Consider the following 14,799-nt stretch of genomic DNA (forward strand, 5'->3'; position numbering starts at 1 on the left):
TCGTCTCCGGATAGAGGATGGGTGGAAAAGTCAGTCGATCTGCACCAGTGCGGTGTCGAAGCGCGAACCCTGCGCGGCAAGCCACGAGCGTTCGCCTTCGAACTGCACCAGCGCGAGCAGGGTGTCCACGCGCGAACGCCACAGTCGTTCCCGCGCCTGCGGGTCGAGCGCCGGGTCGCCCAGGCCGGCATCGATCTCGGCCAGGCGCAGTTCGAGCTCGCCGGACATCAGTGCCGCGGTGCCGCTTGCGACCCGGTCGTCGGCCAGCAACGGCAGCAGTGCCTCGAGCCGCGCGGATTCATTCTGCAGGGTCGCCACGTCGCTCGCAGGCGCGGGCGGGGCAGGCGCGTCGGGTGCGAGCCAACGCACCGGCAGCGCGACGGCGAGCAGCAGCGAGGCGGCCAGCGCGGTCCACAGCGGCCAGCGCCGCGGGCGTGGCGTCGCCCGGGGCAGCCGGTGTGCGATAGCGTCCCAGCCGCCAGCAGCTGGCGACGCCAGCGGCAGGCGGGCGAAGGCCTCGGGCCAGGTGGCGGGCGGCGGCATGTGGGGATTGGTCATGGCAACGCTCCGGCGGATGCGGGGGACGGTGTTTCGAGCAGTTCGCGCAGGCGACGGGTGCCGCGCGCGACCTGCGATTTGGAGAAGCTGGGCGTGCGTTCCATCAGCGCGCCGATCTCTTCGTGGGTGAAGCCTTCGGCGTGGTACAGCCAGAGCACGCTGCGGGTGATCACCGGCAGGCCGGCCAACGCGCGCTGCAAGGCGGCAGCGTCGGCGGCGGCGCTCGGCGGTGGCACGTCACCGGCAAGCTCGTGCTCGTCGACATCGAGATGGCCTTCGAAGCGGCGTCCACGACGCAGCCGCATCAGCGCCTCGTTGACCGCGATCTGCCGCAGCCAGCCCCAGAACGGGCAGGCGCCGCGGAACTCGCCGATGCTATCGATCATCTTCAGCATCGTGTCCTGCAGCACGTCGGCCGCAGCCTCGCGGTCGCCGCAGATGCGCAGCGCCAGCGTGAACGTCGGCCGTTCGAACCAGCGGTACAGCTGCTCGAACGCGGCGCGCTCGCCGGCCCGCGCGCGCTGCAGCAACGCGCCGGGCACGTCGATCGCGAAGCCCGACGCCGACGTGGGCGGCGGTGGCGACATCGCGACGGGCGGCGCGCCTGCGGCCTGCAATGGGTGGCTGGACAGTGGCATCGATGGGTTAGATGCAGTGGGCATGGAAAGCGTCGCAACCGCGGACGCCGGGTCACACCCCAGCCCTATACTCCGTCACGGGGAACAATCACACGAGGGATCACTCATGGGCGCGACCGGTTTTCTCACCGCAGTCGTATTGCTGGCCGGCATCATCGTGCTGTTCAAGACGGTGCGCATGGTGCCGCAGGGTTACGAATGGACGGTCGAGCGCTTCGGCAAGTACACCCACACGCTGGATCCGGGCCTGCACTTCCTGATCCCGGTGGTCTACGGCGTCGGCCGCAAGGTCAACATGATGGAGCAGGTGCTCGACGTGCCCAGCCAGGACGTCATCACCCGCGACAACGCGGTGGTGCGCGTGGACGGCGTCGTGTTCTTCCAGGTGCTCGATGCCGCCAAGGCCGCCTACGAGGTCGCCAACCTCGAGATCGCCACCATCGCGCTGGTGCAGACCAACATCCGTACCGTGATCGGCTCGATGGACCTGGACGAATCGCTGTCCAACCGCGAGACCATCAATGCGCAGCTGCTCAACGTGGTCGACCAGGCCACCCATCCGTGGGGCATCAAGGTCACCCGCATCGAGATCCGCGACATCCAGCCGCCGCGCGACCTCATCGATTCGATGGCGCGGCAGATGAAGGCCGAGCGCGAACGCCGCGCGGTGATCCTCGAGGCGGAGGGGCATCGTCAGTCGGAGATCCTGCGTGCCGAGGGCGACAAGCAGGCGGCGATCCTGCAGGCCGAAGGCAGCAAGGAAGCCGCGTACCGCGAAGCCGAGGCGCGCGAGCGCCTGGCCGAAGCCGAGGCCAAGGCCACCCAGATGGTGTCGGATGCGATCGCCAACGGCGACGTGCAGGCGATCAACTACTTCATCGCGCAGAAGTACGTCGAGGCATTCCGTGAACTCGCCACCGCGCCGAACCAGAAGTTCGTGCTGATGCCGATGGAGGCCAGCGGCGTGATCGGCTCGATCGGCGGCATCGCCGAACTGGCCCGCGAGGCGCTCGGCAAGCAGCAGGCCGGTGCCACCGCCCGCGGCGTGCAGACGCCGCGCGGAGGCTGAGGCCATGCGCTGGGAAGTGGTTGCGTGGGCGGCGGTGGCGCTGCTGCTGTTCGCGGCGGAGACGCTCGCGCCCGGTGCCTTCATGCTGTGGATGGGCTTCGCCGCGGCCGCCATGTTCGTCGGCGTGCTGCTGGTGCCGGGGATCGGCCTGCTGTGGCAGGTGGCGGCGTTCGTGGTGCTGAGCTTCGTGTCGATCCAGGTCTACCGCACCTGGTTCCGCGGGAGCGGCCGCACCAGCGACCACCCGACGCTCAACCGTCGCGCCGCCCACCACCTGGGGCGCGTGGTGCCGGTGGAAACCGCGATCGTGGACGGGCGCGGCCGGGTCAAGATCGGCGACGCCTTCTGGGTCGTGGCCGGCCCGGACCTTCCTGTCGGCGCGCCGGTGCGGGTGACCGGCGCGGACGGCATGGTCCTGCTGGTCGAGTCCGCGGGACATGGGCACGCCGGGCAAGGCGGCGGAACGCCCCCGCTGGGGTAGACGAAAGGCCCGGGGCACGGCCCCGGGCGCTCTGGGATAATCGGGCACTTTCGCAACAAGGGCCTCTCCCATGACCAGCAAGACCATCCTCAATGACAGCCATCGCGCGCTCGGCGCGCGCATGGTGGATTTCGGCGGCTGGGACATGCCGCTCAACTACGGTTCGCAGATCGAGGAGCACCACCAGGTGCGCCGCGATGCTGGCATGTTCGATGTCAGCCACATGACCGTGGTCGACCTGCGTGGCGAGCGCGTGCGCGAGTTCCTGCGGCGGTTGCTGGCCAACTCCGTCGACAAGCTGAAGAAGAAGGGCAAGGCGATCTACAGCTGCATGCTCGACGAGCAGGGCGGGGTGGTCGACGACCTCATCGTCTACTACATGGACGACGGCTGGTACCGACTGGTGGTCAACGCCGGCACCCGCGACAAGGACCTCGCCTGGATCGGCCGCCACGCCGCGGCGTTCGACGTCGACGTGGTCGAGCGTGCGGAGCTCGCGATCATCGCCGTGCAGGGCCCGGCTGCCCGCGAGCGCGTGCTGGGGCTGGTCGACGCGGCGGACCGCGACGTTTTGGCCGGCCTCGGTCGCTTCGCCGCGATCAACGTGCGTTCCGCGCACGGCGCCGATCTGTTCGTCGCCCGTACCGGTTACACCGGCGAGGACGGTTTCGAAGTCGTGCTGGAGCAGGGCGGTGCGGTCGCGCTGTGGGACGCACTGCTGGCGGCGGGGGTGAAGCCGGCCGGCCTCGGTGCGCGCGACACGCTGCGCCTCGAGGCGGGCCTTGCGCTGTACGGCCAGGACATGGACGAGTCGGTCACGCCGTACGAGGTGGCCCTGGGCTGGACGGTGTCGCTCGACGAAGGCCGCGACTTCATCGGTCGCGAACGCCTCGAGCGCCAGCAGTCCGACGGCGACGCACGCCAGCTCATCGGTGTGGTCATGGACGAGAAGGGCGTGCTGCGCCACGGCCAGCGCGTGCTCAGTGATGCCGGCGAGGGCGAGATCCTGTCCGGCACGTTTTCGCCCACGCTCGGCAAGGCGATCGCCTTCGCACGCATCCCCGCGGGCGACGCCGGCCAGGTGCGCGTGGACATCCGCGGACGCGAGGTTCCGGTGCGCACGGTGAAGTTCCCGTTCGTGCGCGACGGCCAGGCCCAGCCCGGCGTCCTCGACTGATCCTGCATTCCCTAACCGCCTTGCGCGCGACAGCGATCGGCCTGCGCTTCGCGCACCTCCGCAGCTACACTTGGCCGCACCCTGACAACCCCCAGATTCGGAGCCCAACATGAGCGAGATCCCCGGCGACCTGAAGTTCCTCAAATCCCACGAATGGGCCCGCGTCGAGGGCGATGGCCGGGTCACGGTCGGCATCTCCGACCATGCCCAGGGCCTGCTGGGTGACCTCGTCTATGTCGACCTGCCCAGCGTGGGAGACCGCGTCGAGGCCGGCACCGGTGCCGCCGTGGTCGAGTCGGTCAAGGCCGCGTCCGACGTCTACTCGCCGGTCACCGGCACCGTCGTCGCGGTGAACTCCGATCTCGCCGACAAGCCGGAGACGATCAACGAGGACGCGTTCGGCGAAGGCTGGATCTTCGCGGTGGAAATCGAGGACAGCGAGCAGCTCAACGAACTGCTCGATCCCGACGACTACGCGGCGCTGCTCGACGACGCCGACTGAGTCGTTCGATCCATCCGTTGCACCGAAGCGCCGCCCTCGAGGGCGGCGTTTTCGTTTGCGCCACGATGACATCGGCCATGCACGGAAGGCATGCACTGCATGCGGATCAGCTGCTTCGGCCCGCGCAGTTCCGCGCAAAGGCGTCGCTGCAGCGCGCAAGAAGCAAGGTCTTGCCGGGTTGCACTGCAACCTCGTCATCGACGTCGCCGCGAGCGCGTCGTCGACATCGGCCTGCACGGCGCGCCATGCACGACACGCGCACGCAACGATGCACGTGTCTGAAAAGCACTTGAAAACAGCATCCGTTACCGACGCGACATCCGGTGGATGCAACGCACGCATCCATGCGGACGGATCGTGGCGGTGCCAACGCGGTGCCGGATGTGGAGAGCGTGTGCAGATGCGCGCAACGACTTTCGACGACGGGTGTTGACAGTCGAAAAAAGCGTGATTAGGTTTCGCCGAAACCACGCAACCGCAGGGACGAGTGATCAAGGCCGGGACGACATCGCGCGCGACAACGCAACCTTCCGCCCCGAAATTCCAGAAGGTGGAATCAGCAATCGTCTCCCCTGCAAAAACAGCACCCCGTATCGACCACGCCCGCGCCACTCCGGCACGGGCGTTTTCTTGCGGGCGCGTCGCACGTCGAACCGGTAGCGGGTACCGGTCGGAACGCGACGCAGGTATCCGTCCCGATGCGCGTTGCGCGTCGGCGGTTGGTCGCGGGTCCGATCCCCGCGGCGTTCGCGAACTGGGCACGTAGTACCCGAAGTTCCATTGACGAGGAGAGCCATCCCATGGCCACGAAGAAAGCCACCAAGAAATCGGCAGCCAAGAAGACTGCCAAGAAAGCCGCGGCGACCAAGCGCGTGAGCAAGGTCGCCAAGAAGGCAACCGCCCGCAAGGCGGCGGCGAAGAAGACCACTGCACGCAAGGCCACGGCGAAGAAGACCACCGCCCGCAAGGCTGCAGCCAAGAAGACCACTGCCCGCAAGTCGGCAGCGAAGAAGACCACCGCGCGCAAGGCGGCAGCGAAGAAGTCGACGGCACGCAAGGCCGCGACCGGCCGCAAGTCGACCGCGAAGAAGGCGGCGACCCGCAAGACCGCAAAGAAGGCCGTTGCGAAGCGTCCAGCCGCCAAGAAGGCAACCGCACGCAAGTCGACGGCGAAGAAGGCCGCGACCCGCAAGGTTGCTGCCAAGAAGACTGCCCGCAAGGCGACCGCCAAGAAGGCCGCGCCGCGCAAGGCAGCTGCCAAGAAGATGCCGCGTCGTGCGGCGAAGAAGCCAGCGCCGGTCGCGATCCCGGCGGCGCCGACTCCGCTGATGTAAGCCGCACCCAGAAGGCGGCGTCAGCCCTGACCCCTTCCGCTGCCCAGGCGGAGGGGGTTTTTGTTTGTCTGTGGGGGAGGCGCCGTCGCGTCCGCGGCTTGGCCGGTCAGCGCGAGAGCGCGTGCATGGGTCGGTGCACCGTTCGCGTGGGAGCGCCGCGGCCCGTCAATGCGGCCGGGCGTGTGCGCTGGATGCCGCCGCCCCCGGGGTGGTGCTGTCCTCGACACGTTCGGCGTAGAGCACGTCATCGATATCGACATCCAGCCAGCGGTGGTGCTCGAGGTTGAGCGCGCGGTCGAGGATGGTCGGCATCAGGCCCGACGGCAGGCTGCTCTCGCTGTTCCACAGCACCACCATGCCGAAGTCGCGCTCGGGCAGCATCGCCATCACCCCGCGGTAGCCCTGCACCGCACCACCGTGGAAGACCACGCGATGGCCGGCGTAATCGTAGACGCGCCAGCCGAGGCCGTAGCCGGCCGCGTTGAGGCGTTCGCGCCGCCAGGAACCTGCGCGGCTGCGCATCTCGCCGGGCGTGCCGACGATCGGCGAATGCAGGGTGGCCAGCAGCGGCGCGGGCAGTACGTCCGGACGATGGCCGGTGTGGGCGATCAGCCACTGCGCCATGTCGCTGATGCTGGCATTGACGCCGGCGGCGGGCGCCACGCGGTAGTAGGTCGGCTTGGGCATCAGCGAGGCCCAACCGCGATTGGCACGCACATGCGGCTTCGCCCAGCGTGGGCTGCCCTGGATGCCTTCCAGGCCGTAGCTGGCGTCATTCATTCCCAGTGGCTTGAACAGCCGCCGTGATACCGCCTCGCTGAAGAACTGGCCCGACGTCGCGAACACCACGTCGCCCACCAGGCTGAAGGCCACGTTCTGGTAGCCGTAGCAGTCGCCGGGCGCGCACGCCATGTTGGCCGCGGACAGCCGTTGCACGAGGGTCGTGTAGTCGGTGCCGGCCTCGATGTCGCGATCATAGGTGTGGCGTGGCAGACCGACACGATGGCTCAGCACGTCGGCCACGGTCACCCGCTGGGCGGCACTGGGATCGGCCAGGCGCAGGCCGGGCATGTAGTCGACCACCTTGCTGTCCCAGCGCAGTGCGCCTTCGGACACCAGCACGCCGGCGATGGTGCCGGCGAACGACTTCGACAGCGATGCCAGCCGGAACACGGTGTGCGCATCCACCGGTTCGGCGGCGCGCACATCGGTGATGCCGTAGCCACGCGCGCTGAGCACGCGGCCGTTGTGGACGATGGCCATCGCCAGCCCGGGCACGCGCTGGTCGGCGACCAGTGCCTGCGCCATCGCCTCGAACTCACGCACGTCGAACGAGGATGGCAACGGCTTCGCGGTTGACGGCGGCGGCCGCTGTTCCGGGCGACCGTCGGTCGGGCGCGGGAACACCGGCATCGGCTCGGCCGCGGGCGGCACGACCTGCGCCTGCAGCGGAAGATCCTGTGCGGTTGTGCCAAGGGCCAGTGGCATCAACATGCCGACCAGTCCAAGTTGCCATGCGCGTCCCCACCGACGGCGAAGCACCTTGTCTTTCATCGGGTCTGTCCCCTGCGTATGCTTGCTTGCGGGCCGATCATAACGCCTGATTCCTGTCTTGCATGAATAAGGGGAGCTTTGATGGGTAGCATGCTGATCCTGCTGGTAATTGTCGGCCTGGCAGTGGTTCTCGCGATGTGGGGCGTGGGCATCTACAACGGCCTCGTCACCGCCCGCAACGCATTCAAGAACGCCTTCGCGCAGATCGACGTGCAACTGCAGCGTCGCTTCGACCTGATTCCCAACCTGGTCGAGACCGCCAAGGGTTATCTCTCCCACGAGCGGCAGACGCTGGAAGCGGTGGTTGCGGCGCGTGGCGCGGCGATCAACGGCCTGCAGGCGGCGGCGGCCAACCCGGGCGACCCGGCGGCGATGGCCGAACTGGCGCAGACCCAGGGTGCACTCAACGGCGCGCTCGGGCGGCTGCTGGCGGTGGTCGAGGCCTATCCGGACCTCAAGGCCAGCCAGAACATGATGCAGCTCACCGAAGAGCTGACCAGCACCGAGAACCGGGTCGCCTTCGCGCGCCAGGCCTACAACGACGCGGTCATGGCCTACAACAACAAGCGCGAGGTGTTCCCCTCGAGCGTCGTCGCCGGCATGTTCCGCTTCGAACAGGCCGCGCTGCTGGAGATCGCCGCCGACCGTGCCGAGGTGCGCGAGGCGCCGAAGGTGCAGTTCTGAAGGCCGGGAATGGTGATTGGTGATCCGTGATGGGGAAGGGCGCTAGTACATCCGGACGACCTGGGCGGTCCGTTCGATGCGCAGTGCCCCGGTTCCTGCGTTTCCCGATCACCCATCACGAATCACGAATCACGTCCCTCAAATGAACTTCTTCGAGCGGCAGGCGCAGGCGCGGCGCAACACCACCCGGCTGGTCGTGCTGTTCGCGCTGGCGGTGCTGTGCATCGTGGTGCTGGTGGACGTGGCGGTGCTGCTGTTCTTCGGTGGCAGCGTCGGCACCCTGGTCGGCGCGAGCATCGTCACCGTGATGATCATCGGCCTCGGCTCGCTGTACCGCATGGCCAGCCTGCGTGCGGGCGGTGAACGCGTGGCCACCCAGCTCGGTGGCGTGGCGGTGCCCGAGGACACCGCCGACCCGCAGTTGCGCCGCCTGCGCAACGTGGTCGAGGAAATGGCCATCGCCTCCGGCGTGCCGGTGCCGGCGCTGTTCGTGCTCGAACAGGAGCAGGGCATCAATGCCTTCGCGGCCGGTTATTCGCCGACCGATGCGGCGGTGGCGGTGACCCGCGGCGCGCTCGAGCGGCTCAATCGCGACGAACTGCAGGGCGTGATCGCGCACGAGTTCAGCCACGTGCTCAACGGCGACATGCGGATCAACATCCGCCTGATGGGCGTGCTGTTCGGGATCCTGATGCTCGGCCTGATCGGGCGCAGGATCCTGCTGCATGCCGGTGGCGCGCGCGGCCGCGACGCGACCTTCGTGATGCTGATGGCGGTGATCTGCCTGGTGATCGGCTACGCAGGGGTGTTCTTCGGACGCATGATCAAGGCCGGCGTGAGCCGCTCGCGCGAAGTGCTCGCCGATGCCTCGGCGGTGCAGTTCACCCGGCAGACGCAGGGGCTGGCCGGGGCGCTGAAGAAGATCGGCGGCGTCGGCGAAGGCTCGCGCCTGCAGGAGCGCGCCGATGCGGAAGAGATCAGCCACATGCTGTTCGGCGATGGCATCGGTCTGAGTGGGCTGTTCGCCACCCATCCGCCGTTGCTGCGACGCATCCAGGCGCTGGAGCCCGGATTCACCGGCGAACAGATGACCGGCCTGCAGGCGCGCTGGCTGCGGTCTCCGCCCAACGGGCTGGAAGAGGACGTGCAGCTCGGGCTGGCTGCGCGCGACGACGGCGCGCTGCCGTCGCCCCACGCCAGGCTCGCGGTGACCGCACCGATGGTTGCCGCGCACGTGGCCGAGCCCGAGGACCAGGACTGGGTGCGTGCAGGCGCGATCGTGGCCTCGATCCCCGTCGTGCTGCAGCAGGCGGCGCGCCGGCGTGACGAGGTGATGCCGTTGCTGTTCGCGTTGCTGCTCGACGGTGACGACGGCATCCGCGGGCGGCAGCGTGCGGAGATCGTCGCGCGGATGGGCATGCCCGTGGCCGACCTGGCGATCCACCTGCGCGATGCGATGCACGAGCTGCATCCGATGCAGCGGCTGCCGCTGGCGCAGCTCGCCTTCCCGGTCCTGCGTCTGCGTCCACGCCCGGAACTCGCGGTGTTCCTCGACGTGGTCGAGGCGATGGTCCATGCCGATCGCCGGGTCTCGCTGTTCGAGTACTGCCTGGGGCGGCTGTTGCAGGTACAGGTCACCGAATCGCTCGATCCGGGCCGGCATGCGCGCTTCGGGCGCCAGCGTGCGGGCAATGTCAGGCAGGAATTCGCTGCCCTGCTCGCGGTGGTCGCGCAGGCCGGCCATCCCGATGACGCGGACGCCGCGCGGCGCGCCTACCTCGCCGGCCTGCAGCGCGTGCTGCCGCGCGACCACGTGGCGTACACGCCGCCCGAAGACCCGGTGCAGGCGCTCGATGCGGTATGGGATCCCCTCGACCGGCTCGAGCCGCTGGCCAAGCAGATGCTGGTCGAGGCGATCACCGACGCCATCCTCCACGACGGCCGCATCTCGGTGCCGGAAGCCGAACTGCTGCGCACCGTGTGCGCGGTGCTGCACTGCCCGCTGCCCCCGGTGCTCGACCGGTAGGCGCGGCCCACGGCCGCGCGGGTTCTGTCTCACATCGCGAGCAGCGGGGCTCCCGCGCGACGCGCAGGGCCACGCGTCTCGCGGCCATGGCCGCTCCTACGGCCAGTCCGGCAGTTTCTTCGCGACCGGTGTGTTCTTCAGCGACACATAGGCCGGCAGGCCGTCACGGTAGGGCGGATAGGCTTCGCCACGCACCAGCGGCTGCAGGTAGCGACGCGCGGCGGCGGTGATGCCGTAGCCGTCGCGACGCAGGAATGCCGCCGGCATCTTCTTCTCGCGGTTGGCCACACGTGCGAGCGGCGCCGGCTCGATCGTCCAGCGATACGGGTTGTCGGAGACCCGGCGCACCGCCGGCATCGTCGCGTTGCGGCCCTCGAGTGCGTAGCGCACCGCGGCGCGGCCGACGGCGATCGCCTGCTCGAGATCGGTCTGCGACGCGATGTGCCGTGCCGAGCGTTGCAGGTAATCGGGCGTGGCCCAGTGCACCTTGAGCCCGAGCGCGTCCTTGACCCGTCCGGCCAGATACGGCGCCACGCCACCGAGCTGGGCATGCCCGAACGCATCGGTGCCGCCGCCGGACTCGGCGACGAAGCGGCCATCGGCGGTGCGGATGCCTTCGCTGGCCACCACCACGCACCAGCCGACGCGATCGACCACCGCCTGCACGCGGGCGAGGAAATCCGCCTCGTCGTACGCCCGCTCCGGGAACAGGATCAGGTGCGGCGCGTCATCGGCGCCATCGCCGGCGAGACCGGCTGCCGCCGCCAGCCAGCCCGCGTGGCGACCCATCGCCTCGTAGACGAACACGCGCGTGGACGAGCCCGCCATCGCGGCCACGTCCAGCGCCGCCTCGCGCACCGACACCGCGGTGTATTTCGCCGCCGAGCCGAAGCCGGGCGAACAGTCGGTGACCGCAAGGTCGTTGTCGATGGTCTTCGGCACGCCGATGCAGGTCAGCGGGTAATCCGATGCGGCGGCGAGCTGCGACACCTTGAGCGCGGTGTCGGCGGAATCGTTGCCGCCGTTGTAGAGGAACCAGCGCACGTCGTGGGCGCGGAACACGTCGAGCAGGCGCTCGTATTTCGCCCGGTCCTCTTCCAGCGATTTCAGCTTGTAGCGGCACGAGCCGAACGCACCACCCGGGGTGTGTGCGAGCGCGCGGATGGAGGCAATGCTCTCGCGTGCGGTGTCGACAAGGTCCTCGCGCAGCGCGCCGAGGATGCCCTCGCGTGCGGCGAGCACCCTGATACGGCGTTCGCGCGCCTCGGTGATGACGCCCGATGCGGTGGCATTGATGACGGCGGTGACGCCGCCGGACTGGGCGTAGAGCAGGTTTCCTGTGGCCATCGTGGGGATTCGCGGCAGTGAAAGGAGGAGGGCGGCGGTGCCGGATTTCTCTCGTGGCGGCCGGGGTGGATACGGTACAGTGCGCCCTGTCTATGCGCGGCGGATGGTCCAGACGAGCCTGGCTGCGGCGAATTCCCGTTTGTCTGTAAGGAGTGGAGTCTTCGATGCGACTGGTTCTTTTGGGTGCGCCCGGTTCGGGCAAGGGCACGCAGGCGGCACGGCTGAAGGAATACCTGCAGGTCCCGCACATTTCCACCGGCGACCTGTTGCGCGCCGAGGTCGCGGCACAGTCGCCGCTCGGCCTGCAGGCGCAGGAAGTGATGGCACGCGGCGACCTGGTCTCCGACGACATCCTGCTCGGCATGCTGCGTGACCGCTTCTCGCGTGACGACACCCGCGCCGGTTTCATCCTCGATGGCTATCCCCGCAACCTTGCCCAGGCCGCCGCGCTCGGCGAGCTGCTGGCCGACCTCGGCCAGTCCTTCGATGCCGCGATCCAGCTCGAGGTCGACAACGAACTGCTGGTCGAGCGCCTCGCCGGCCGCGCGCAGGCCGAAGGCCGCGCCGATGACAATCCCGAATCCGTGCGCAAGCGCCTGCAGGTGTACGACCAGCAGACCGCGCCGGTGATCGAGTACTACCGCCAGCAGGACCAGCTGACCGTCATCGACGGTGTCGGCAGCCTCGACGAGGTGCTCAACCGCATCCTCGGCGCGATCCAGGTCGAGAAGCCGGTCGGCTGAGCATCCTGCAGGCGGTGCGCCGCGGCTGGCACTGGTTGCGCGGCACTGCGCCCGTCGGCGCTTTGCCTGGCGGCATCCCGGCCGCGGTCGTTGCATGGCTGATCGCACTCGCGGTCACGGCGGCTGCCGAGGCCGCGTCCGCGCTGCCGCCTGCCTTCACGCGCACCGCCCTGTTGCTTGCCGTGGAGGCCGCGCTGGCCTGGGCCGTGCTGGCGCTGGCCGCACGCACGCCGTTGCGTGCGCAGGTGCTGCAGGCGCTGGGCCTGCTCGCGGCGGTGCGCAACGCCGTACTGGTGCCGGTGTCGCTGGTGCTGGTCGCGGATGCAGGCGGGGCCGCCCCGGGCACGATGCTGGCGCTGGCGGTGCTCGTGGGCCTGGGCACCGTCGCCGCAATGGCGGTACTGGTCCGTCGTTATCTCGACCTTTGGCAGCAGGCGCTGGGCCGCTCGCGGCGGGTTGCCGGCGCGGTGCTGCTGGCGATGGCGCTGGTGCTGCTCGGCGTGGAGGCGATGCCCGGCCGAGGGTGAAGCCCTGCGGCCCCGGTGCCACCCCGCCATCGTCTCGGCTAGAGTGCGCGCTCGTTCCACGGAAGCGCACGACTTGAAGATCCATATCCTCGGTATCGCCGGCACCTTCATGGGCGGCGTCGCCGCGCTGGCCCGCGAGGCCGGTGTCGAGGTCGAAGGCAGCGACCAGGCGGTCTATCCGCCCATGTCCACCCAGCTCGAACGCCTCGGCATCGCCCTCCACCAGGGTTACCAGCCCGGACACATCGGCGATGACGCCGATCTCGTCGTGATCGGCAATGCGCTGTCGCGCGGCAATGCGTCGGTGGAAGCGGTGCTCGATGCCGGTCGCCCCTATGGCTCGGGCGCGCAATGGCTGGCCGAGCACGTGTTGCCGGGGCGCACCACGCTGGCGGTGGCCGGTACCCACGGCAAGACCACCACCTCGACCATCCTCGCCTGGCTGCTGCAGTCGGCCGGGCGCGACTGCGGCTTCCTGATCGGCGGCGTTGCCGAGGACTTCGGCGTGTCCGCGCGCTTGGGCCGGGACCCGCTGTTCGTGGTCGAGGCCGACGAATACGACACCGCGTTCTTCGACAAGCGCAGCAAGTTCGTGCACTACCGGCCACGGGTGGCGATCCTCAACAACCTCGAGTACGACCACGCCGACATCTTCCCCGACCTCGCCTCGATCCAGCGCCAGTTCCACCATCTGGTGCGCACCGTTCCGGGCGGCGGGCGGCTGGTCGTCAATGGCGAGGACGCGCACCTGGCGGAAGTGCTGGCGATGGGCTGCTGGACGCCGGTGGACCGCTTCGGTATCGACGGCGACTTCGAATGGCAGGCCCGACTGATCGATGCCGATGGCCGCGCCTTCGAAGTACTGCATCGCGGCGAGTCGCTGGGCGAGGTGCGCTGGGCGCTGCTCGGCCGCCACAACGTGATGAATGCACTGGCCGCGATCGCCGCCTGCCATGCGGCGGGCGTTGACCCGGCTCCGCTGCTGCCCGCGCTGGCGCGCTTCCGGAGCGTGAAGCGGCGGATGGAGCAGGTCGGCGAGATCGACGGCATTCGCGTCTACGACGACTTCGCCCACCATCCCACCGCGATCGCGACCACGCTCGCCGGCCTGCGTGCCAGCGTCGGCGATGCGCGCATCGTGGTGGCGATGGAGCCGCGCAGCAATTCCATGCGCCTGGGCGCGCATGCCGACGGCCTGGCGCCGTCGCTCGACGCCGCCGATGCCGTGGTGTTCCTGCATCGCCCGGAGCTTGCGTGGGATGCCGGCCGGGTGGTGCAGACGGTACGTGGGCAGGCGTTCGCCGTGCCCGACGTCGACACCCTGATGGCCACGCTGGGCGAACTGGTCGAACCGGGCGACCACGTGGTCTTCATGTCCAACGGCGGCTTCGACGGCGCGCCGCGGCGTTTCGTCGCGCTGCTGCAGGCACGCAGGGCGTCGCCGATCGGGTGACGCCAACCCACGACGGATACGCCGCGCTGCACGAGCAGCGTGAGCGTGCCGGGCATGGTGCCGGCGCTCGCTCCGGCTTTGAGCCGCAGGCGATCCCGCCTAGGATGCAGTCATGACCCCGTCCGACGGCATCGCGCCACTGCCGCTGTTTCCACTGACGAGCGTGCTGCTGCCCGGCGCGGCCACCGCGCTGCGCATCTTCGAGCCACGTTATCTCGATCTGGTCCGCGACTGCGGCAGGAACGGCAGCGGATTCGGCGTCTGCCTGATCCTGGAGGGCAGCGAAACCGGTGCGCCGGCGCTGCCCGCGGCGGTGGGCACGCTGGCTGTGATCGAGGATTTCGACCGCGGTGCCGACGGCTTGCTGGTTCTGCGCGTGCGTGGCGAGCGCCGCTTCCGCGTGCGTCACACCCGCGTGCGCGACAACGGGCTGGTGGTCGCCGACGTGACCTGGCTGGCCGACGACGAGACCGTGCGTCCGCGGCCGGAGCACATGCTGCTGGCGGAACTGCTGCGGCGCATGCTCGAACATGCGGTTGGTGACAGCGTCGTGCGCATCCCCGAACACCGCTTCGAGGATGCCGCCTGGGTCGGCTGGCGGTTGGCCGAGCTGCTGCCGCTGGCGGAGCCCGAGCGCCAGGCGTTGCTGCAGGAAGACGATATCCACGCGCGCCTGCAGCAGTTGCTCGAACACGTGGCCTGAGCG

The 14,799-nt window shown here is 69.3% G+C and carries 15 protein-coding genes; 11 read left to right on the forward strand and 4 right to left on the reverse strand.

Annotated features, from left to right (window positions below; translation table 11 throughout):
* Positions 1–30: 30 nt before the first annotated feature.
* Positions 31–558 carry a hypothetical protein gene (locus tag E5843_RS03290; RefSeq protein WP_136411820.1) on the reverse strand — a complete coding sequence of 176 codons (528 nt, stop codon included), beginning with the start codon at positions 556–558 and terminating at the stop codon, positions 31–33.
* On the reverse strand, positions 555–1,196 hold the full coding sequence (locus E5843_RS03295; RefSeq protein WP_136411821.1) for an RNA polymerase sigma factor: 642 nt from the start codon (positions 1,194–1,196) through the stop codon (positions 555–557). Before E5843_RS03295 ends, E5843_RS03290 begins: the two co-directional genes overlap by 4 nt.
* A 106-nt stretch (positions 1,197–1,302) precedes the next feature.
* Here E5843_RS03295 and E5843_RS03300 point away from each other — a divergent pair, with 106 nt between their 5' ends.
* The 5 genes from E5843_RS03300 to E5843_RS03320 all read left to right on the forward strand — a co-directional run bounded on the left by E5843_RS03300 (position 1,303) and on the right by E5843_RS03320 (position 5,759).
* Positions 1,303–2,265, forward strand: coding sequence for an SPFH domain-containing protein (locus tag E5843_RS03300; protein WP_134674853.1), 963 nt, complete (start codon positions 1,303–1,305; stop codon positions 2,263–2,265).
* A 4-nt stretch (positions 2,266–2,269) separates the two neighbouring features.
* A complete protein-coding gene (locus E5843_RS03305) occupies positions 2,270–2,746 on the forward strand; it encodes an NfeD family protein (RefSeq protein WP_136411822.1) in 477 nt (158 codons plus the stop codon).
* Between the two features lie 70 nt (positions 2,747–2,816).
* The gene (gcvT, locus tag E5843_RS03310) at positions 2,817–3,923 is read left to right on the forward strand and encodes a glycine cleavage system aminomethyltransferase GcvT (protein WP_141065669.1); all 1,107 of its coding nucleotides are present in this window, start codon (positions 2,817–2,819) and stop codon (positions 3,921–3,923) included.
* A gap of 109 nt (positions 3,924–4,032) precedes the next feature.
* The gene (gcvH, locus tag E5843_RS03315) at positions 4,033–4,425 is read left to right on the forward strand and encodes a glycine cleavage system protein GcvH (protein ID WP_134674847.1); all 393 of its coding nucleotides are present in this window, start codon (positions 4,033–4,035) and stop codon (positions 4,423–4,425) included.
* A gap of 698 nt (positions 4,426–5,123) precedes the next feature.
* Complete coding sequence (locus E5843_RS03320; RefSeq protein WP_208542770.1) at positions 5,124–5,759, forward strand: histone H1-like repetitive region-containing protein; 636 nt, start codon at positions 5,124–5,126, stop codon at positions 5,757–5,759.
* Positions 5,760–5,924: 165 nt separating this feature from the next.
* On the opposite strand, the gene E5843_RS03325 is transcribed toward E5843_RS03320, so the two are convergent.
* A complete protein-coding gene (locus E5843_RS03325; protein ID WP_134674845.1) occupies positions 5,925–7,313 on the reverse strand; it encodes a serine hydrolase domain-containing protein in 1,389 nt (462 codons plus the stop codon).
* An 81-nt stretch (positions 7,314–7,394) separates the two neighbouring features.
* Between E5843_RS03325 and E5843_RS03330 the strand changes: the two genes are divergently transcribed.
* Together E5843_RS03330 and E5843_RS03335 are read left to right on the forward strand one after the other, a co-directional pair.
* A complete protein-coding gene (locus E5843_RS03330) occupies positions 7,395–7,997 on the forward strand; it encodes a LemA family protein (protein ID WP_136411824.1) in 603 nt (200 codons plus the stop codon).
* Between the two features lie 142 nt (positions 7,998–8,139).
* Positions 8,140–10,023 (forward strand): M48 family metallopeptidase, encoded by a 1,884-nt coding sequence (locus E5843_RS03335; protein WP_141065670.1) that lies wholly within the window; start codon positions 8,140–8,142, stop codon positions 10,021–10,023.
* Between the two features lie 96 nt (positions 10,024–10,119).
* On the opposite strand, the gene E5843_RS03340 is transcribed toward E5843_RS03335, so the two are convergent.
* The gene (locus E5843_RS03340; RefSeq protein ID WP_141065671.1) at positions 10,120–11,370 is read right to left on the reverse strand and encodes a 6-phosphofructokinase; all 1,251 of its coding nucleotides are present in this window, start codon (positions 11,368–11,370) and stop codon (positions 10,120–10,122) included.
* A gap of 164 nt (positions 11,371–11,534) precedes the next feature.
* On the opposite strand from E5843_RS03340, the gene E5843_RS03345 reads away from it, so the two are divergent.
* From E5843_RS03345 to E5843_RS03360, 4 genes are all read left to right on the forward strand, one after another.
* On the forward strand, positions 11,535–12,113 hold the full coding sequence (locus E5843_RS03345) for an adenylate kinase (RefSeq protein ID WP_136411826.1): 579 nt from the start codon (positions 11,535–11,537) through the stop codon (positions 12,111–12,113).
* Positions 12,114–12,175: 62 nt separating this feature from the next.
* Complete coding sequence (locus E5843_RS03350; RefSeq protein WP_166815870.1) at positions 12,176–12,640, forward strand: hypothetical protein; 465 nt, start codon at positions 12,176–12,178, stop codon at positions 12,638–12,640.
* Between the two features lie 73 nt (positions 12,641–12,713).
* Complete coding sequence (gene mpl / locus E5843_RS03355; RefSeq protein ID WP_279631942.1) at positions 12,714–14,093, forward strand: UDP-N-acetylmuramate:L-alanyl-gamma-D-glutamyl-meso-diaminopimelate ligase; 1,380 nt, start codon at positions 12,714–12,716, stop codon at positions 14,091–14,093.
* A gap of 112 nt (positions 14,094–14,205) precedes the next feature.
* A complete protein-coding gene (locus E5843_RS03360; RefSeq protein ID WP_141065673.1) occupies positions 14,206–14,796 on the forward strand; it encodes an LON peptidase substrate-binding domain-containing protein in 591 nt (196 codons plus the stop codon).
* The last annotated feature ends 3 nt before the right edge of the window (positions 14,797–14,799 follow it).

This window comes from Luteimonas yindakuii (genome assembly GCF_004803715.2).
In the GTDB taxonomy this organism is placed as follows: domain Bacteria; phylum Pseudomonadota; class Gammaproteobacteria; order Xanthomonadales; family Xanthomonadaceae; genus Luteimonas; species Luteimonas yindakuii.